General features: G+C 46.8%; 21 protein-coding genes. 7 read left to right on the top strand and 14 right to left on the bottom strand.

Annotated features, from left to right (window positions below; all coding sequences use genetic code 11):
• Window positions 1-8: 8 nt before the first annotated feature.
• The 7 genes from TTER_RS00745 to TTER_RS00715 form a co-directional block, all read right to left on the bottom strand.
• Window positions 9-1,067, bottom strand: a complete 1,059-nt coding sequence (locus TTER_RS00745; RefSeq protein ID WP_012874106.1) for a glycosyltransferase family 9 protein — start codon at window positions 1,065-1,067, stop codon at window positions 9-11.
• 18 nt (window positions 1,068-1,085) lie between these two features.
• A complete protein-coding gene (locus TTER_RS00740; protein WP_012874105.1) occupies window positions 1,086-2,132 on the bottom strand; it encodes a glycosyltransferase family 9 protein in 1,047 nt (348 codons plus the stop codon).
• Window positions 2,129-3,214: a glycosyltransferase family 9 protein gene (locus tag TTER_RS00735; RefSeq protein ID WP_012874104.1), complete on the bottom strand. Its 1,086-nt coding sequence runs from the start codon at window positions 3,212-3,214 to the stop codon at window positions 2,129-2,131. Before TTER_RS00735 ends, TTER_RS00740 begins: the two co-directional genes overlap by 4 nt.
• 2 nt (window positions 3,215-3,216) lie before the next feature.
• Complete coding sequence (rfaE2, locus tag TTER_RS00730; protein WP_012874103.1) at window positions 3,217-4,704, bottom strand: D-glycero-beta-D-manno-heptose 1-phosphate adenylyltransferase; 1,488 nt, start codon at window positions 4,702-4,704, stop codon at window positions 3,217-3,219.
• Between the two features lie 27 nt (window positions 4,705-4,731).
• Entirely contained in the window at window positions 4,732-5,346 is a 615-nt protein-coding gene (locus tag TTER_RS00725) for a D-glycero-alpha-D-manno-heptose-1,7-bisphosphate 7-phosphatase (RefSeq protein WP_012874102.1), read from the bottom strand.
• A complete protein-coding gene (locus tag TTER_RS00720) occupies window positions 5,336-5,932 on the bottom strand; it encodes a D-sedoheptulose-7-phosphate isomerase (protein ID WP_012874101.1) in 597 nt (198 codons plus the stop codon). Before TTER_RS00720 ends, TTER_RS00725 begins: the two co-directional genes overlap by 11 nt.
• A 113-nt stretch (window positions 5,933-6,045) precedes the next feature.
• Window positions 6,046-7,206 (bottom strand): PucR family transcriptional regulator, encoded by a 1,161-nt coding sequence (locus TTER_RS00715; RefSeq protein WP_241215207.1) that lies wholly within the window; start codon window positions 7,204-7,206, stop codon window positions 6,046-6,048.
• Window positions 7,207-7,363: 157 nt separating this feature from the next.
• Between TTER_RS00715 and TTER_RS00710 the strand changes: the two genes are divergently transcribed.
• Together TTER_RS00710 and TTER_RS00705 are read left to right on the top strand one after the other, a co-directional pair.
• Window positions 7,364-7,591 carry a hypothetical protein gene (locus TTER_RS00710; protein ID WP_012874099.1) on the top strand — a complete coding sequence of 76 codons (228 nt, stop codon included), beginning with the start codon at window positions 7,364-7,366 and terminating at the stop codon, window positions 7,589-7,591.
• 2 nt (window positions 7,592-7,593) lie between these two features.
• Complete coding sequence (locus TTER_RS00705; RefSeq protein WP_012874098.1) at window positions 7,594-8,028, top strand: HIT family protein; 435 nt, start codon at window positions 7,594-7,596, stop codon at window positions 8,026-8,028.
• A gap of 6 nt (window positions 8,029-8,034) precedes the next feature.
• On the opposite strand, the gene TTER_RS00700 is transcribed toward TTER_RS00705, so the two are convergent.
• The 5 genes from TTER_RS00700 to TTER_RS15695 form a co-directional block, all read right to left on the bottom strand.
• A complete protein-coding gene (locus tag TTER_RS00700) occupies window positions 8,035-9,015 on the bottom strand; it encodes a carbohydrate kinase family protein (RefSeq protein ID WP_012874097.1) in 981 nt (326 codons plus the stop codon).
• Window positions 9,008-10,072, bottom strand: coding sequence for an SIS domain-containing protein (locus TTER_RS00695; protein WP_012874096.1), 1,065 nt, complete (start codon window positions 10,070-10,072; stop codon window positions 9,008-9,010). Before TTER_RS00695 ends, TTER_RS00700 begins: the two co-directional genes overlap by 8 nt.
• The gene (locus TTER_RS00690) at window positions 10,073-11,029 is read right to left on the bottom strand and encodes a 1-phosphofructokinase family hexose kinase (protein WP_012874095.1); all 957 of its coding nucleotides are present in this window, start codon (window positions 11,027-11,029) and stop codon (window positions 10,073-10,075) included. It lies immediately after the preceding gene.
• Between the two features lie 66 nt (window positions 11,030-11,095).
• Window positions 11,096-12,415: an alpha-glucosidase/alpha-galactosidase gene (melA, locus tag TTER_RS00685; protein ID WP_012874094.1), complete on the bottom strand. Its 1,320-nt coding sequence runs from the start codon at window positions 12,413-12,415 to the stop codon at window positions 11,096-11,098.
• 553 nt (window positions 12,416-12,968) lie between these two features.
• Entirely contained in the window at window positions 12,969-13,289 is a 321-nt protein-coding gene (locus TTER_RS15695) for a hypothetical protein (protein ID WP_169302594.1), read from the bottom strand.
• Between the two features lie 97 nt (window positions 13,290-13,386).
• Between TTER_RS15695 and TTER_RS15690 the strand changes: the two genes are divergently transcribed.
• Together TTER_RS15690 and TTER_RS00675 are read left to right on the top strand one after the other, a co-directional pair.
• On the top strand, window positions 13,387-13,998 hold the full coding sequence (locus TTER_RS15690) for a hypothetical protein (RefSeq protein WP_241215206.1): 612 nt from the start codon (window positions 13,387-13,389) through the stop codon (window positions 13,996-13,998).
• Between the two features lie 9 nt (window positions 13,999-14,007).
• Window positions 14,008-14,766, top strand: coding sequence for an MBL fold metallo-hydrolase (locus TTER_RS00675; protein ID WP_012874092.1), 759 nt, complete (start codon window positions 14,008-14,010; stop codon window positions 14,764-14,766).
• Window positions 14,767-14,769: 3 nt separating this feature from the next.
• Here the strand turns inward: TTER_RS00675 and TTER_RS00670 are convergent, their stop codons facing one another.
• Complete coding sequence (locus TTER_RS00670) at window positions 14,770-15,312, bottom strand: hypothetical protein (protein WP_012874091.1); 543 nt, start codon at window positions 15,310-15,312, stop codon at window positions 14,770-14,772.
• 124 nt (window positions 15,313-15,436) lie between these two features.
• Here TTER_RS00670 and gcvPA point away from each other — a divergent pair, with 124 nt between their 5' ends.
• The 3 genes from gcvPA to TTER_RS00655 are packed head-to-tail and all read left to right on the top strand — an operon-like array spanning window position 15,437 to window position 17,489.
• Window positions 15,437-16,804, top strand: coding sequence for an aminomethyl-transferring glycine dehydrogenase subunit GcvPA (gcvPA, locus tag TTER_RS00665; RefSeq protein ID WP_012874090.1), 1,368 nt, complete (start codon window positions 15,437-15,439; stop codon window positions 16,802-16,804).
• On the top strand, window positions 16,805-17,107 hold the full coding sequence (locus tag TTER_RS00660; protein WP_012874089.1) for a MoaD/ThiS family protein: 303 nt from the start codon (window positions 16,805-16,807) through the stop codon (window positions 17,105-17,107).
• Window positions 17,073-17,489 (top strand): molybdenum cofactor biosynthesis protein MoaE, encoded by a 417-nt coding sequence (locus TTER_RS00655; RefSeq protein ID WP_012874088.1) that lies wholly within the window; start codon window positions 17,073-17,075, stop codon window positions 17,487-17,489. The genes TTER_RS00660 and TTER_RS00655 overlap by 35 nt, the downstream gene beginning before the upstream one ends.
• Window positions 17,490-17,573: 84 nt before the next feature.
• Here the strand turns inward: TTER_RS00655 and TTER_RS00650 are convergent, their stop codons facing one another.
• Window positions 17,574-18,695: a DUF3048 domain-containing protein gene (locus tag TTER_RS00650; protein ID WP_012874087.1), complete on the bottom strand. Its 1,122-nt coding sequence runs from the start codon at window positions 18,693-18,695 to the stop codon at window positions 17,574-17,576.
• Window positions 18,696-18,838 lie beyond the last annotated feature (143 nt).

Raw genomic sequence — 18,838 nt, 5'->3', positions numbered from 1 at the left:
GAAACACCTCAAAATGCTGTAGATGGTTTTACGTAGTAGTTCTGGAGCATGTAGATACATGCATCCAGCACTGGTTCAACCGGTAGCTCCCATAGAGGACTACCACTGTAGGATTGCACGTGCTCATAAGCTTTCACTGCCTTATGTAGATCCTGGTTTATGGGCCCGAATTGCTCAGGTGTGGTGGGCCCAAATAGGACTACGCTGGGTGTGCTAGTGGCTGCTGCTATATGTGAGGCTCCTGTGTCGTTGGTAACTAGAAGATCCATCGAGGATACTACCGCTGCGAAAGTCCCTAAATCTGTTTTGCCTATAAGATTGACTACGTTGCTTCCAACAGCTGCTTCTACTTCCTTTGAAAGCCCTATTTCCTGGGAAGTTCCAGTAAGTACTATGGTGGCATCAAAAAGCTTGACTAGGATCTTTGCCAACTCTCCAAACCTCTGTGCCGGCCACCTCCTGATGTCTTCTTTAGCACCCATGTGCATGCCGACTATGGGACCGTTGTTATACAGGGCGGGCCGGATTAGCTCTTCGGCTCGAGCTCTTTCGTGTGGATATATAGGGAACTCCAGGTCTGGCGTGCTGTGTGCACCTAGCAGGCTTACGAGATCTAGCCATCGCAATATCTCATTTTTGATTGGTCTCTCGGTAAAAGGGATACTTATCGTCAGTCTGTCGTCTCCATTGACGGCATGTCCTAGGCTTATTCTGGCACCTAATTCGGCAACGAAACCGTTGCTGGTTGTTCCATTGCCTTGCATCTGGATAGCCAGGTCGTAGCCGTAGTCTCTGGCCTGTATAAGAAATTCTTGAGTTCTGGTGGGATTAACATCCACCTCAATGATGCCTGGATATCCTGGGAACTCGAGGAACCGGTCCAGATAATGTCTGAATCTAGATACGAACTCTTTTGCCCAGGGCAATCCTATAAGGGTTATTTCAGCGTTTGGGAACCTCTCCCTTAGTGCTCGGAATGCAGGTAAAGTAAAGAACAGATCGCCTAGAAACAACGCTCTGAATATCGCTATTTTCTCTATGTTGTCGAGTGCAACTGGATGATTCATGTTGATCTCCGTTTTGAATTACGAGATGATCCTCAATACGGCCTTGGAGACCTCGTGAGCTGGTATGTCTAAGCAGGGCTGGCCTATAGGGCATTTGAATAGATAACAGGGGTGGCAAGGAGTAGGCTTCCTCATTAGTAGGGCTCTGGTATCTCTTGGTCCCCAGGCACTCTCCTCATCTGTGCCTGAGAAAAGAACTACAACTGGCACTCTTAGCGCATCTGAGAGATGCATCGGGAGGGTGTTATTGCATATCACGGCCTTAGCCATCTTCAATACTGCTGCATATTCAGATAGTGAGGTGACCCCTACCAGGGTTTTGACTTCCGGTGCGGCATTTGCGATCTCCTCTACCAAAAGACGCTCCCTATCACTACCAGTTACAACCACATGTATGCCTTTCCTGGTTAGTTCCTGAGCTATCACGGCGAATCTGTCCACGGGATATCTGCGAGCACTTGCACTTGCACCAGGATGGATAACCACATACCCTTCATCGACTCTGATGCCCATTGATCCTAGCTTTTCATGGGCAGATAGAGATGCTTCTTCATCGATGAATATCTTTAGACTGCGATCTCTTACTTTGAACCCTAGAGACTCTATTAGCCTGAGATTTCTCTCGACTTGATGGACGTTGTCGGGGACGCTCTTTAGTTCATGTGTGAGCACGCTCCCTCCGAATTCCTTGGATTCACCTGCACGCAGTGGGATTCCAGCCAGGTAGCAAACATAACCAGGAACATGCGGATCCTGGCTGAAGGAGGTGAAGATTATCGCTCCATCGAAGGCATGTTCTCGAAGCTTTTCTACTAATTCAAGCTCTCTAGCGGGATCAAAAGGCAGATCTCCTAGATCTTGCCAAAGAGATTTCCACGCTATAACTTCATCGATCCAAGGTAGTAATGGGGCGGCACTAGCTCCTCCGGGAGAGAGCAGCATGGTGATCTTCGTCTCGGGCAGGTTTTCTTTTATCGCACGTAGCGCTGGTCCCGTCATTACGACGTCGCCTATGTTATCCAATCGAACAGCTAGGAGGTTTTTGACATTTAGCCACTTGCTCATGCGATCCTCCTTTGGGCTGACCCTTGTAGCAGATCTATCGAAGCCTGTAGTACTTCTTGAGGCGACACCGGGGCGAGACACTCATGCTCAAAGGGACATATGCGAGAGTAGCAGATGCGACAGTCAACCTCGTGGAATAGAAGCTTATGAGGAACTTTCCAAGGACGCCACTGCTCTGGAGGGTTGGTCAATGCGAATAGGGCTACTACAGGTGTCTTTAGAGCCGCTGCTAAGTGCATCGGTCCAGTATTGTTGGTAATGACCAGATCTGCATGTTCGATCAATGCACAAAGTTCAGGCAGACTTCTGCCATAGAAGAGCTTAGGTTCTGTTGCCATGCGGCTCTTGATATGTGTAAGCAAGTCCAGCTCTGTTTCTGCTCCAGTAAAGACAACTTCTGCTCCCATCTCAATCTTGATGAGATCAGCTACTTGCGCATAGGACTGCCATGGGTACGTGCGTGCAGGCATACTGCAGCCTGGATGAATCACTACGAGTGGTGATTCTGGAGACTTTATCGACATATCTTCAAGCCATCCACGGACTGCACGTCTAAATGCAGAGGGAACTTCTATTACCAGATCATCTTGGGTGCCCGAAAATCCTACGGCTGATACAAGCTCGAGTCCTCTCTCCACCTCGTGTATAAGCGTTGTTGGTGGCTTATGCCTGGTAGTGAGCAGGGACCCTGCCCCGTCGCTAGTGGATCCGAGCCTGAGGGGTACATCTGCCAGGTAGCACAAGTAGGCAGCAGGCAAAGGGCTTTGATGATAAGAGGTGAAGATTATCGCTCCATCGAACTTGTGGTTTCTTATCTGCTCTATTATCTTCATCTCTCGTGCACTGTCTTGAGGTAGTCTCTGCCAGGGGTCCATCCATGGTGCGCTATAGATGATCACGGAATCTATATCTGGGTTGACTTCGGCTACCTGTGCTCCTACTGGGCTGGCCAGGAGAGTAATTTGACATTCAGGTAAAGTTTCCTTGATCGCTCTTATCGCAGGAGTGGCCAGGACCACATCTCCAAGGTTATCCAGCCTCACGATTAGTATTCTCTTGGCTTGAAGCCAATCTATACTCACGTCTACATGACCTCGCTTGTTAGTTGTTGATTGGGAGCAGAACTGAGGATTCTTTCTATCAAGCTGGATGTACTGTAATTTTCCGTGAGAGGAACTAAAACAAGCTTAGTACCTATATCCTGAAGTATTGGAGCTTCTGGAATCTCCTGTCCCTCGTAGTCCGCCCCTTTGACAAGCACATGAGGCCTAATCGTCTTGATCAGTTGTATAGGGGTGTCCTCGTCGAAGAGCACTACATGGTCTACTGGCTCTAGCGAAGCTACAAGCTCCAGCCGGTGTCTTTCATCGTTTATTGGCCTGTTAGGACCTTTGAGTCTGCGAGCGCTTTTATCGGAGTTGATGGCTACTACCAATAGATCACCAAGCTCTTTGGCTTTCCTAAGCAGGTTTACATGTCCAGCGTGGAGCAGGTCGAAAACCCCATTGACCATAACTATGACTTTGCCTTCTCTACGTGCTGCCTCCAGCTCTGCGATAAGAGATTCATATGGCTGGTCGCTTTGTCTATCTAGAGTGCTCATCCTAAGGAGGAGTTCTCTATGTTCTACTACGGCAGTCCTCCGCTTGAGCACAGCCAGCCTAGCGTTCTCGACCCCTATGCGAGTAGCCTCTGCAATATCAGCCCCTACAGCAAGCGACAAAGCTGTTGCTGCCAGGAAAGAATCCCCTGCACCAGCAACGCTGGCTTTGGGAATAGGGTAGGCCGGTATATGGAGAGGTTCGGCTTTTTGCCCCAACAGTAGTACTCCCTCGCTGGCCATTGTGATGGCTATAAATTGACAATCCATGCAGTCAAGGAGTTGTTTGCCTATACCCATCATTTCCTCAATATCAGGAGGCTTGATACTTGCTGGTCGACCAACAGCAGCTCGAGCTTCATGATGGTTGGGCGTTATCAAGGTCGCGCTAGCCTTGCCGTATGAAATAATGTTCTTGGAATCGACCAGGAGGGGTATATCTTGGGTCCTGCGAAAGTCCTTTATTACTGATGTTACATCTTCAGATACAGCTCCATAGCTGTAGTCTGATACTACAATTACGTCGCACTTCGTTAGTGCTTGCTCCAACTTGTATAGTAGCTCCTCCCTGGAGGATTTCGAGTAATTGGTCGTGTCGCCCTCGTCGAACCTGACCACGTACTGCTCGTCTGCTAATATCCTCATCTTGTGTATGGTGGAAATATTAGGGTCCTCTACCAGCCACCCATCGTCGATGTCGTATCTTCTAAGGGCAGTCCTGAGGTAGGCAGCATTTGCGTCTCTGCCCACAAATCCTAGAAACATAACCTGCGCTCCAAGAGCTCTGAGGTTTGAAGCAGTATTGGCAGCTCCCCCAGGGACCCTTTCCTCTCCACTTTTAGTTACTACCGGCACTGGGCCCTCGGAACATAGCCTGCTTGCTGTGCCCTCTAGGTAGCTGTCGAGCATCGCGTCTCCAATTACCAGCGCCCTAACTTTATGGAAGTTGTTTACAATGTCTACTTTCAGCATCTTGGAGCTCCTTGCTGGACTCTCGGGCTACACAGCTGCCTTCCAGGAAGAAGGAATGTAGTCAAGATCGACGTCTTTTCTTTGCCCCTCCAGGCTTTGGATGATCTGGAGGGCATGCTTTGTGGTTCTTGCGACATAATCAGGAGTTCTATCCGGACTGCTAGGCTTAGACTCAGTACCGAGGTCTACCAAGATAGTCTTGCAGCCAGCTTTTCTGCCCGCCTCTACATCGTTGAGTATGTCGCCTACCATCCATGACGACGACAGGTCCAAATTCATATCTTTGGCGGCCTGCAATATCATTCCTGGTTTTGGTTTCCTGCATTCGCATTCACAAGCCAGATGGGCTAAGTTTCCCTCTGGATGGTGCGGACAGTAGTAGAAAGCATCTATACGCACTCCAAACTCAGAGAGCTGATCTTGGAGGCTAGTGTGCATGAGTTCTAGGTCCCGCTCCGTGAAGTAGCCATGAGCTATGCCTCCTTGGTTGGTGATTACAACTAGTTTGAATCCCATTTGCTGTAGGATTCGCATCTCTTCCGGCAAGCCTCGGTAGAGTACTAGGTCCTCTGCTCTGGAAGGATAATGTCTTGGATGTACTAGCGTGCCATCACGGTCTAGAAATACTGCTTTATTGCCCATCAACCACCTCTTTGGATAAGTGCTCTTCTACAACCTCGCATAGAATGTGTATGGCTAGTAAGTGTAGTTCCTGTATGACGTCTGTCTCTTCGGCTGGGAAGCGTACTACAATGTCTGCCAGATCCTCTACCTTGCTAGGCTTCTTGCCTGTAAATGCCACTGTTTTGAGCCCTTTCCTGCGGGCCGTATTAACAGCTGCAAGCACATTAGGCGAATTTCCACTGGTGCTAAGGATCAACAGCACATCTCCATCATTGCCTAAAGCATCGACCTGTCGCAGGAATACTTCTTCATATCCAAAGTCATTAGCTATAGCCGTAGTCGTAGCCATATCAGTGCCCAAGGCTAAGGCTGCTATAGGAGCCCTGTTCTTCTTGAAACGCCCGATCAGCTCTCCTGCCATGTGCTGTGCTTGCGCGGCGCTTCCACCATTCCCACATATCAGGATCTTCTTATTCGAACACAAGCTTTGGATTAGTGTGTTGGCCACGCTCTCTAGCAACTCTGAATCTCTAATGAGCTGGTTTATGGCCACATTTAGTTTTTCCTGTCTTTTCTGGAGTAAGTTATTGATACTTATGGTCATTCCTGTCTCCTGCTGATAATCCTAGTAGGTACAGATGTATTACTGCATCGTGCATATGCACAGAGTATCAAGATGCATATTAGAATGCTTTGTGCGAATGCATAATGGTGCTTCTATTCGTTTCTGCTGGAAGCCTTGAGGGTGAGTGCAAGCCTCAGCTGGACAGCGCTATCAAAGTCACGAGGGTCAAGCCCTGTCAAGGAGGCTATCTTATCGAGGCGATAAGTTAAGGTATTTCTGTGTATGCAGAGTTTTTTAGATGCACTTGTGGGACAACAATTCTCATCAAAGAATACCTCGAGAGTTTGCATCAGCTCTGGGTATTTCTCAAGAGGCTTAAGTAGATGTGTAGCCAAATCATTCTTTGTGCGTTCATCTGATATGCCGACAAATGCTGGTATGCCAAGGCTGTCCAGACAGTGGACCTTGTTAGGACCATAGAACTTAAGCCCAAGCGAGAGCGCTGCGCGAGCATCCTGATAGGAAGCAGTGAGCCCCAGTATACCAGGATGGTATCTTCCGATCCCTATAGTAATGGGTTGCTTTGTCTCAGATCGTAACTTAGACAATAATGCGTTAGCCGCCCTCTTTAAGGCCGCCAAATTTGCCCATGAAGAAGGACTAGTATCTAGTTTCTCTTTCGGTCGCAACCAGTTGGCAAGGTCCCTTGAGCTACTGGCTTTGAGCACTACGACTTCCCCCTCGCCTATATAGCCGCATATCGTATCCGAGGGCAACATAAAGAAGTCTACAATGCTCCTTATTATAGTGTTCACCTTTTGCTGTAATTGTCTATCATCTCCCCCCAGGATGTATTTGGAAGCATCTATCAGCAGCACAGCTCGTGGCAAGTTTAAGTCCATTCCCAAGATTTGAGCCTGCCTGATTATTGAGGTCTCATCGCTAGAATTACCATGCAGAAGATCATATATCAGCTTGTTCTTCAGATCGGATTGGTTTGGAAGGCTTTCAACCAGCATTATCTGATTGATCACCATCTCCACGAGAGCCTCCGCCATCCTTGGAGGCACAGAAGGCTTGTTGGACTCGATAATCATCAACTGCCCGCACTTATCTCTTATTTTTATCGGCACTCTAAGTTGGTGAAGCATACGGCGGCTGGGACTAGTATCGAGATTCTTCCCCATAAATCTTCTGTCCGTACTAGCTATTACCCAGCCCCGATCATCTGCCACTATAACTTGTTGATCTAGCAGACTACCAATCTTTTTGACTACGGTATTTGCCACCTCTCGAAAGTAGTCTTGTTCCATCCCCATGGCTTCTTATCCCTTAAAGCTACATCCCTAATCATTTCTAGTTCCAGATCGCAAGTTATTCGTGACCCTAGAAGAAGCAAGATATTTGCCACTTCTCCTGTTACAGTGGTACTGTTACTGCTAAATTTGCTGCATTTTGGAGGTGTATGTAATGGCAGAAGAATTGATAGCAAGCGTAGAAAGATCCCATGATCTACTGATGGAAGCCTTTAGGATTTTGGAATCAGTGTTTCTGAAGCTTGAGGAAGGGCAGCGTAGGGAGATGTCCTTTACTGATCTTGATGCCTTGCAAGAAAGGTTACATGATGCTGAAGAGTATGCAGAGGACTGTAAAGAGACTGCACGCAAAGCGATAGAGACTATCGAGAATTGGAAGTAGTTATGGGAACAGAAACCAAATGCAAATTCTGTCTTATAAGCAGTGGCGAATCCAATGCTAAGATAGTGTATGCTAATGATTTCTGCCTTGGATTTCTTGATATAAGGCCTGTTTTCCCAGGGCACGTATTAGTCATTCCTAGAAAGCATTATGTTACTCTGCCAGATCTGCCTAACGATCTTGTATTACCTTTATTCAAAGCCGTGAGAACCCTTTCTGAGGCTATACCTAAGGCGATGGAGGCTGAGGGGACCTTCGTGGGAATAAACAACAAAATTAGCCAGAGCGTTCCACATCTGCACGTACACGTCGTTCCTAGAAGGAGAGGAGATGGGCTTAGAGGCTTCTTCTGGCCCAGGCAAAAGTATCCGAACGAAGCAGCTATGGAAGAAGTAGCCAGGAAGATAAGGGAAGCGGTAGACGCGATTGTAAACTGAAACTCCCTAAAAGTCCCAGAAGTTATCATGAGTTTTCTTTTGAAGAAAGTTGAGCACCTCTGATAGCTTCGGGTATTGGCGGTCTCTATGTTGTGATATGACCATTGCGGCAAGAGCGCACGCGAACTGTAACCTTTGGTAAGGCGGCCAACCACACCTTCGAGCATACAAGTATCCTAGATCAAAAACATCCCCTGCCCCCACCGTGTTTACAGCTTCAACTCTAAAGCCTTCAAAATAGATCTCTTCGCTCTTGTTTATATATAGAGCTCCTCTTTCTCCCATCTTGATAACGGCTTCGCCTGCGATCCTGGGTCGTATTTCTTGTAATGCCTCATCTAAACTATTCTTAGCTGTAAGGTGTAGGAGTTCCTCCTGGTTGGGTAAATAAACATCTACGTGTTGTAAGAGGGAGTAAGTACTTTTCCTTGTAACATCTGTCCACCCACTAGGATCCCAGCTAGGATCAAAGAATACAATTTGTCCTCGCTCTTGCAACTCCTTAGCGAAATCTTGAATGTGCGAAGGGGACATCAGAGGTAACAGATAGTTACCACAGAGGAAGATCTCTTCACAAGAAGATATAAGAGAGTCACGACTTCTAACTAAGGTTAGGTCCATCTTGCTGTGGGCTCCCAGTGTGGATAGTATTCCCCTCTGCCCTTTGTCCCCGACGAATATGATCCCTAGGGAAGTTTCTTCCCCTTCCATTACGATCACACCTTCGCAGGATAGCCCGTGATTCTTCATCTCTTCTAATAGAAAACGCCCAAATGCGTCATTTCCTATGGTAGATATGGTAAATGTAGGGATTCCTAGCCCCTTTGCCGCGAGCATGATATAGCCGGCGGTACCTGCAAGAACCATTTGGGCGGAATCAACTACGAGCTCTTCGTCCCATCTAGGGAAACGGCTAACCGTTCTTACCCAAAGATCGACGTTCAGATTACCAACTATTGCTAATGGCCTTGAGAGCTTACTATTCATCCAGTTTTACTACCTGCGAAAGGTTTCTCGGCTGATCTGGATTTAATCCCAATGAAACTGCCCTGTAGTAAGCCAGGTATTGCAGGAATGGCATGTAGAGCGCACATCTGGGTACATCTGTTAGCTCCTTCCCCACGAGCAGGTGCATATCAGATCCATCGATGGGATAAGGAGAGCAAGATGCGACGAAAGCACCTACTTCCTTAAGATCAGTTACTAATGACGGTACGTAATCTCTTTCTCTGTTGCCGGCAAGCAGGATTATTGCAGAGCCTTCTCTTACTGTTGATATTGGACCATGCCTGAACTCCAGCGGATTGTAAGCCTCGCAGTGGACCTGGGTCATCTCCTTAAGCTTTAGGTTGCCCTCCTGAGCGAGGCCATAGTTGGGGCCGAGCCCTAGATACACAAAATGATCTAGGTTTAAATTCTCCCCTAGCTCCTGTGCTTTGGATTCAAAACTCCTGATGTCTCTCTGTAGGTAGGTGCTCAAGGAGGAGATCTGGTCTATGACCATCTGATCTCCTGCTAGGGATGCAGCTACGTACTGCAAAGCTATCAGCATCGAGGTGAATGATTGAGTCATAACTACTGATTCCTCGTGTGCATGAGGAAGTTGAATGCTAAATCTAGTCCTCTTGGTAAGCTCAGTATCACTGTTGCAGGTTATCCCAATTGTAGTTACGTTTGATCTGTTAGCAGCCAGATAGTCAGCCGCAAGTAATGCTTCGGTGGTTGTACCAGAACGAGAGATTATGAAAGCTATTACCGGATATCTGGAAGGTACAGTAGATTTGGCGGACAGGAACACTTCGGAGCCGGGCACAGCTAATGATGTATAGCCAGTTATCTCCTGAAAACACTGAGCTGCACTCTGAGCTATATACAGAGATGTGCCACATCCTACGAATACATAATGAGTATCCGGGGTTATCGTCAGCTGAGGCTGCAACTCGGCCCATTGTGAAGATATTGCGTCAACGGTTGTCTTCCAGGAGACGGGCTGATTAGTGATCTCGTTATAGGTATGAGAGTGTGCTGTGCTTGTTTCTAACACTTATTCTGCTCCTAATAAAAGTGTTCTAACATTTACCTGAGACATTATTAGGTCTATATCTTGCGGGTTTACACTTCCTGCGGTCTTTTGTAGAGCTGAGGCTGTCCCTACCGCTACAGCATACTTTAGCATCAGATCAGGGTCTTTCCATACAGACTGAGCATGCAAAAAACCTGCTAGCAGTGCGTCACCTGCCCCGACTGGGTTTACTACCTTTATATCAGGAGGTATTGCTTGCAGCACAAGCTCTTTTGTTAGCAATATGGCACCGTCCTTCCCTAGCGTTAGCAATACTATTGCATCTGTGGATAGGTACTTAGCTAGCAATTCTTGCCTGCAGAAAGCTATTATCTCTTTTACTGGGGCATCTCTACCCATCAGATCTTGTATCTCTTTTCTATTGGGCTTTATGATGTTAGGCTTCCCTCTTATACCCAACCGTAGGGATTCTCCACTGGTATCTAGAACCGTCTGCACATTCAAGCCCTTGAGCTGTGATAACAGGATCCTGTAGTAGTCGTCTGGAACTCCCTTGGGCAAGCTACCCGAGAATACTACTGTATCCACCTCTGTTGCCAGTTGCTTAACCAGCTCTAAGAGCTTGTCAGATTCGTCCCTGGTAATATTTGCTCCTGGCTCCAGCAGCTCTGATACCCGGCCGTTTGCTTCCTCGATTACTGCTATGCACAGTCTGGAAGCATCTCTGGTTTTTACAAACTTGGGCACTATGCCTATAGATTGCAAAGACTCTTCTATGAACTGACCCGTATATCCCCCTACAAATCCTGTGGCTATTACATCATCACCAAGAATATTTAGGATCTTGGCCACATTGTTGCCTTTACCACCAGGGGAGTAGATCTTCTCGTGTACGCGCAATGACTCGCCTGGCTGTAGGTAAGGCAGAGCATAAGTTATATCTATGGCTGCATTAAGTGTTACAGTCAGAGCTTTCATAATCGTCTTTATCTTTAGATAAGGGGAAGGGGTACCCCTTCCCCTTAGAAAAGTGATCCTAGTTTATTAGTGATATTCTGGCAGCCAGTCGCCATGGGCAGCTATGAGTTCATCTACCAGAGAATATATCTGATCCGGATCAAGTTCAGCTGCAGTATGTGGGTCGAGCATCGCCGCCTGATAGATATACTCTTTCTTCCTGGTTAGTGCTGCCTCTACAGTGAGGGCTTGCACATTGATGTTGGTCTGCATTAGTGCTGCCAGCTGGATTGGCAGAGAACCTATCTTGATTGGCTGGATGCCATTTCTATCTACGAGGCATGGAACTTCGACGCAGCATCCCTGAGGAAGGTTGTCGATCAAGCCGTTGTTAGGTACGTTACCATAGATTACACGGGTGTTACCCTTTTCATCCAGTTTGGGAATACCTGTCTCTATGCTATGTATGATGTAAGAGGCGAACTCGTGTGTCCTTTCGACTTGTATGGGCTCATCGCTCTCGTAACGCTTGCGTAGCTCTTCCCAGCCAGCGATTTGTGCCTCGCATCTTCTTATATATTCGTCGAGAGGTATGTTGTATTTCTCTATTAGGTCTGGTCTGTCTCTCTTTATATACCAGGGAACGTATTCGCTGAAGTGCTCGCTTGATTCCGTCACAAAGTATCCAAATCTCTTGAACACGTCATATCTCACGCGATTATGTTCCGGTACTCTTCCTTCTTCTATGACCTTTCTTATTAGCGGATATAGATCTTCTCCGTTCCTCTCGAACTTAAGATAGAACGCCATATGGTTTATGCCGGCACACACGAAGTTGATCTCTTCAAGGGGCACTCCTATGTCTTTCGATAGCTCCCATGCCGTTCCCTGGACGCTGTGGCATAGGCCAACAGTCTTTATCTTGCTAGCACGGCTTATCGCCCAGCAATTCATCGCCATGGGATTTACATAGTTAAGGAAGTACACATCTGGACATAGCTCCTCCATGTCCTTGCACATATCTAGGAGCACAGGTATGGTCCTGAGGGCCCTCATTATGCCGCCAATACCTAAGGTATCAGCTATGGTCTGCCTTAGACCGTACTTCTTGGGGATCTCGAAGTCTATAACTGTTCCTGGCTTGTATCCAGCCACCTGGATCATGCATAGGGCATAGTCAGCTCCATACAGTGCCTTCCTGCGATCAGTAGTAGCCTCTATCTTGGCAGGTGCATTGAGGGCTTGCTTTATCTTGTTAGCTACTATCTCTGATGTCGAGAGCCGATCTGGGTCTATATCAAATAGACATATAGTTGAGTCCTGTAGCTCTGGAAAAGAGAGGATATCTCCTATGAGATTTTTGGCAAAGACGGTACTCCCAGCTCCGATAAATGTGATCTTTGGCATACTTGGCCCCTTTCAGAAAAACGTTTCTTTCTGTGCGATAGGGTACCAGATTTGAGGTGTAAATAGTGAGTAAAAATACTGGAAACTAAGTATTAGCTGTATCGGTTTATATAATTAGATGCTTGCCTGTAGTTTGTTGTTTTACGCGTCTAGTTGCTTATAGTAATAACTTGCAACTTGTAACATATAATACCTCTGCCGTGTCTGCACCTTTAGAGGTCTACGGTTTTGGAGGTGTTTGCTATTTGCAAGCTATTAAGGCTTTACAATAGAGGATAGTTTGATCTTCAATACAGAGATGACCATGTGATTGGAGGAGCAGGTTGATTTATTGCGGCGAGTGCGGTGCTCTAAATGATGAGCACAGCGAGCGCTGCCGAGTGTGCAACGCTAAACTTACCCTACCTGCAGAAGAAAGCATTTCTGCTGATGTGGAATATGGGCGGACAGCTGGATCCGGCGTTGCTAGACGATATCTGGGAAGATACATCCTGACAGTCTTTTTGTTAGTCTTGTTAGCCTCTATTGCATGGGCTGTTAGTCATATAGATAATCAGTCTATAGCTAATGTTTCTGGCCCTACTCCTACTATTCCTTCTGAGCCAGCTGCAAGTGCAACAGTACCCGCAACTGCCGTTCCAACGTCAGTCTTACCAGTACCTACAGCTGAGCCTACGTTCACACCGCCCGTTCCAACTCCTACTTTGGTTCCGACTCCAGAACCCACTATGCCAGCTTCTGATGATGTAATCGTAGCTCCTTCTGGCCGTATAGCGTTCAGTTCAGATAGGCCAGTGCCGGGAAGAAACAATATAAGAAAGAACAGGGATATATATTCTATAAGAGCGGATGGAACCGGTCTCGTCAGACTCACAGGCGAGTCCTCCTTCGATGGTATGCCGAGCTGGGCTCCAACTGGGGAACAAATAGCTTTTGTTTCGGATCGTACCGGTTCTCTACAAATATGGATTATGAATTCTGATGGGAGTAATCCTTATCAGCTGACCTACGGGAAGATAATAGCTCAAGATCCAGATTGGTCTCCGGATGGCAAGTACATAGCTTACACTCTAGGACGGGATACTGGGATAGCTAAGATCCCAGCAAAGGGAGGTAAACCTATAGTTTTGACCGATTTGAGCTATCCTCAATCTGCTCCCGCCTGGTCCCCAGATGGCAGCAAGATCACTTTCATGGGCAAGCCTGGTAAATATTGGCAGGTGTTTGTGATGAATGCGGATGGCTCTGGCCTTCGCCAGATTACTCATGATCCTACAGACCATAGGTTCCCAAGATGGATGCCTGATGGTAAGCGCATAGTATATAACACTCGTAAGAGTGAACATGTTATAGGTCAGATATTTATAATGAATGCGGATGGAACTAATGTTAAGCAGATTACTATGTCAACAGAGGGGGAGAACGGTAGACCTTTTCCATCTCCTGACGGCAGGTATATAGTATTCAACTCAAATCGCCTGGATAATAATTGGGAAATCTACATAATGCGTCCGGATGGGTCTGAGGTAAAGAGGCTTACCAACACCATTGGGGATGATTTTGAGCCTTGTTGGTCTCCATGAGGTAGGAGTATGTCTGTGAAGCTTACTTTTTTAGGTACGGGCGCTAGCTTTGGCGTCCCTATGCTGGGGTGCAAGTGCCGTGTCTGTAGATCAAATAACCCCAGGAATAAGCGTACTAGAACGTCAGCGCTGATAAGCTTTGACGGGCATAACATACTTATAGATGCCTCGCCTGATTTTAGATGCCAAGCTCTAATTAATAATGTGGACTCTTTAGATGCAGTTTTGTTCACGCACTCCCACGCAGACCACACTTTTGGCATAGATGATCTTAGGGCCTTTAGCCTTAGAGAGCCTATAACCTGCTATGGGGATGAGAGTACTGTAGAAGCGATAAGGCGACGTTTTGATTATATATTTAGTCCGACACCTCACCTTGGTTCGAGGCCGAAGTTAAGGCTTCATTCTATAAAAAACAACTTTCGAGTTAGCGGTTTGGAGTTTGTCCCTTTGCCTATAAGGCATGGTTTGGATTGTATAACCGCCTATATGTTCGAAGGCATAGCTTACATAACTGATGCGAGCGAGATCCCAGAGGTTACTCTCCAAAGGATAAAAAGTGTAGATGTGCTTGTATTGAATGCTTTGAGGTTTGAACCTCATGCTATGCATCTTGGCCTGTGGCAGGCGGTAGATTTAGCTAAGACTGTTGGAGCTGAACGTACTTACCTGGTGCATCTAGGGCACGACCTAGACTATGACGAGGTTAGCTCAATGCTTCCTGATGGAGTACAACTGGCTTACGATGGCCTACAGATTGAGGTCTAAAGCTTATCTCGATAACCAGTTGCCTCTTAGGTCTATATCAAGGTTTAGCCTTCCTTGGTTCGTGTCCACGGACTCTATCCAGTACTTGGATGTATCTTGACTGCTCTCAAGCTCTCGATTTAGCTCTCTAGAAAGATTGTCGAATAGCTCAACAGGTAGCCTAAGCCCCCCATAATCCACACTTTCTATTGTGGCATGAACCCGACCGGAGTTTGTGTACAAGCTTCCTCGTATTCTCACTTGTACTGGGAGATCAATAATCGGAATTCTGGTTTGGGCATCCATAGTTACCTGGTTATCGGGCTGTAGGTACCATTTGGGATTGCTTAGCCCGTACTTGCTAAGGATGTCCTTAGCCTCTGAATTAGCTTGTTGCACAAAGATCTCTTGAGATATGGATAACCTCATATCTGGACTTTGACCACTATTACTAGCACTTGGTGTTATTTCCGGTTGTGGCCTAGTAACTATGAATACTAGAGTGATGATTGCTCCAAGAACTATCCCTATGAGGATGAATATGAAGTTCTTGATTATGTTGTACACTTTACTTGGTACCTCTATTGACTGGGTGTATTATGTATTGACCTAGGAATGATAACATTCTGCTGTAGCGTTCACCTCAGTAGCGAAACTAAAAGTTCTGTAAGTTTTGCAGGAGAAAGCTAAAGTGCCCTATATACCTCATACAGACAAAGAAAGGCAAGAGATGCTGAGCCGTATAGGAGTCAATTCGATTGACGAGCTCCTAACGGCCATACCTGAGAGATATAAGTATCCTCAACTAAGGATTGGCCCTGGACTATCAGAAGCAGAGGTGGCCAAGAAGGTAAATGCTCTATCTGAGCGGAATCTTGATGTGGACCATGTAGCCTGTTTCGCAGGTGGGGGGGCATATAATCATTTCATCCCAGCTGCCGTAAAGAGTGTTACTTCTCGAAATGAATTCTATACTTCGTATACTCCTTATCAGGCAGAAGTGAGCCAGGGAACTCTCCAGAGCATATATGAATTTCAGACCATGATCGCGGCACTTATGGGAATGGACGTGGCTAATGCCTCCATGTATGATGGGGCCACTGCTGCTGCTGAGGGCGCTCTTATGGCAGTGCACTATACCCGACGGCCTAAGATAGTTATAGTCCCAACATTCCATCCGGAGTGGGTGGAAGTTATAAGAACTTTTACTTCTGGCGTAGAGCTAGAGATAGTGGTCGCTGGAGAACTGCCCGATAACTTCAAGTCTACGCCTCGGGATATTGCTACTTACGTAGATGAGCGAACTGCTTGTGTACTGGTACAGTATCCCAACTTCTTCGGAAGTATAGAGGATATAAAAGGGTATGCTGATCTTGCTCACTCTGTTGGAGCTCTCCTTGTGGTCGCTGCCTATCCTATAGCACTCGGGTTACTCAAGCCTCCAGGGGAGCTTGGGGCAGATATAGCTGTGGGGGAGGGACAATCTCTTGGTAATGAGCTTAACTTCGGCGGTCCATATCTTGGCCTCTTTGCGACACGTAAGGATTTTATTCGGTACATGCCAGGTAGGTTAGTGGGAGCTACTAAGGATGTGGACGGTAAGAGAGGTTATGTTCTTACCCTGCAGACTAGAGAGCAACACATAAGGAGAGAGAAGGCTACAAGTAATATATGTACTAATGAAGCTTTGAATGCTTTGGCTTCCACAGTATACCTTTCTCTGATGGGGAAACAGGGGCTTGCAAAGGTGGCCCAGCTATGCGTTAACAACGCCCACTATTTGGCCGGTGTGCTGAGCGCTGTGCCGGGATGGGAGGTTGTAAGCGCAGAGCCCTTCTTCAATGAGTTTGTTCTCAAGTGTCCAGTACCAGCTTCGCAAGTGGTATCTGCTCTTATTGACGAAGGGATACTGGCAGGGATAGATCTAGGAAGGTTTGATTCCAAGCTAAGTGAGTATCTATTAGTATGTGCCACTGAAATGAACACCAAGGAAGAGATGGATAGATATGCCAGCTTGATATCTAATGTGAAGGCTGTTAAGGAGTTGGAGAGAGTATAGATGAATATTGCAGGAGGCAGCTTTGAGATAAAGCTGCTTCTTTTTGCTCAGTTTCGTGAGGTGATTGGCCAAAAAGAGCTCCTTTATAAAGTGACAATTGGCTCTACTCCCGCTAGCGTGCTCCGGTCTCTTATAGGGGAGTATCCTGATTTGGCGAGGCTGGAATCTGTAACCAAGTTTATAGTTAACGAGGAGTTCGTGCCTGGAGATTATAAACTCTCCCCTGGCGATACTTTGGCTTTTATTCCACCAGTTGCTGGAGGCAGAGATGATAGCAGTGACTCAAGATCCCATATCCATTGATGAGCTTATAAGCTCTGTATCTCACCCTGGTGCTGGGGCTATCGTTATTTTTCTGGGAGTGGTTAGAGATAATAACGAAGGGCGTAAGGTAAGGTATCTAGAGTATGAATCCTATGAACCTGCAGCAAAGGCAAGTATGCAGAAGATCTGTGGCTTTGCCAAGGATAAATGGCCGGGGGTGAGAATATCCGCCGTACATAGAGTTGGGAAATTGAACATAGGTGATATTAGTGTTGCGGTAGTGGCCAGTGCCCCACACAGGCAGGAAGCTTTTGCCGCTGCCAGGTTCGTTATCGACTCTATAAAAGAAGAGTCTCCTATCTGGAAGAAGGAGATCTTTGAGGGTGGCGAGGTCTGGATAGGCGATCCTTCTCCGTCTTAAAGCTCATGAGGGAGAGTATACTCTCCCTCATGAGCTGGTATACATGCAGATGATGAATTTTCCCGAGAGTAGTGAACTCAGTTCTTACCTATAATCGATCTTGCTCCCTTCCTTGGGGACTATCTCTATCCAGACCTGTCCTGGCTTGAGCTCTATAGGCTTACCATCATTGGTTTCATATTTAGTAATCGTATCTACATCCTCTTTTTCCCACTTGCCCTTGAGGACTTTCCCATTCTGGAATACTAGTATTGGGCCCGAGGCGTTAGTGAGATCAACTTCCCTTCTACCATAGGCGTCGCCCTTTATTTGCCACATATCGACCGTCTGCACGATAACTGCAGATGCAGCTATCTGTCTCTTGGTCTCACGATCTAGATGTGGCTTCCCTACCATGTAACGGTTATATAGACCGGTCTGTGGATCATATTTAAACGAAGCCTGGTATCCCTCAGCGTAAGTCACTGAGACTTCTTTACCACTCTCGCTGCCTATGGTTGGATTGTTTGACCAGTGGATTGGCCCCCAAGTGCCCTTCTTGCCTTGTAGGTTTTTGTCTTTGGCTATTAGCTTGCGTATCTCTGTAGTACTTCCATACAGATTATGAGGTGCATCTCTATCGGTGCTTCTCCAGAATGCCTGGGGCGCATAGTATCTGAGAGCATCTATATGCTGTAGTCCCAGTTGGTCTATTAGCCTAATGCCTTGTGGGCTTCCGCCCGCATGTACGTAGACAGGGTTATATTCAGATGCCCAGGAGACATAATAGGTGCGTGCCGATCTTATCGGCCCTACTATCTTGGATTCCTTGTTTACGAAGATGGCCATGAATCTGGGTATACCAAATTCTGCAGGGGCTTCATATATGACATCTGCATTTATGAGCCCCGACTGGGGCCTTGCGTCCGGATGGTTCTCAACCATTATCGCGATGGGTCTCTTCCTAGGGCTTAGCAGGTTCTTATCAGTTCTTTTTTCTTTATGCTCTGGAGTAGACGTGGGTTGTGGTGACGGCATCTGTGTAGGAGGAGTGCTCGCAACCTGAGTGGGTGTTGGCTCTGGAGAAGGTGATTGTAGGGTACTACTTTCAGGTGTAGTGGGTGTTGGCGAATTTTCATTAGCACTGGAACCACTACCACAGGCAGTGATAAATGCTATCAGCAAAAGGACCAACGTAGTATAAATCAGATTATGCGTTTTCATCATAGACGTACTCCGTATTATCCTTCCTCAAAGCTTTCAAACATGTTTCAGATTTCAGAGTAGAGGGATGGGGATTTCGTAACAAGGTGCTATCCTAGAAATTGCATAAAAACCGCACTAGTTAGAATCCTCTTATTAGGAGATAA

This window comes from Thermobaculum terrenum ATCC BAA-798 (genome assembly GCF_000025005.1).
Classification (GTDB): Bacteria; Chloroflexota; Chloroflexia; order Thermobaculales; family Thermobaculaceae; genus Thermobaculum; species Thermobaculum terrenum.
Note: the sequence above shows the minus strand (reverse complement) of the source record. Positions and strands in the feature narration are given on the sequence as shown.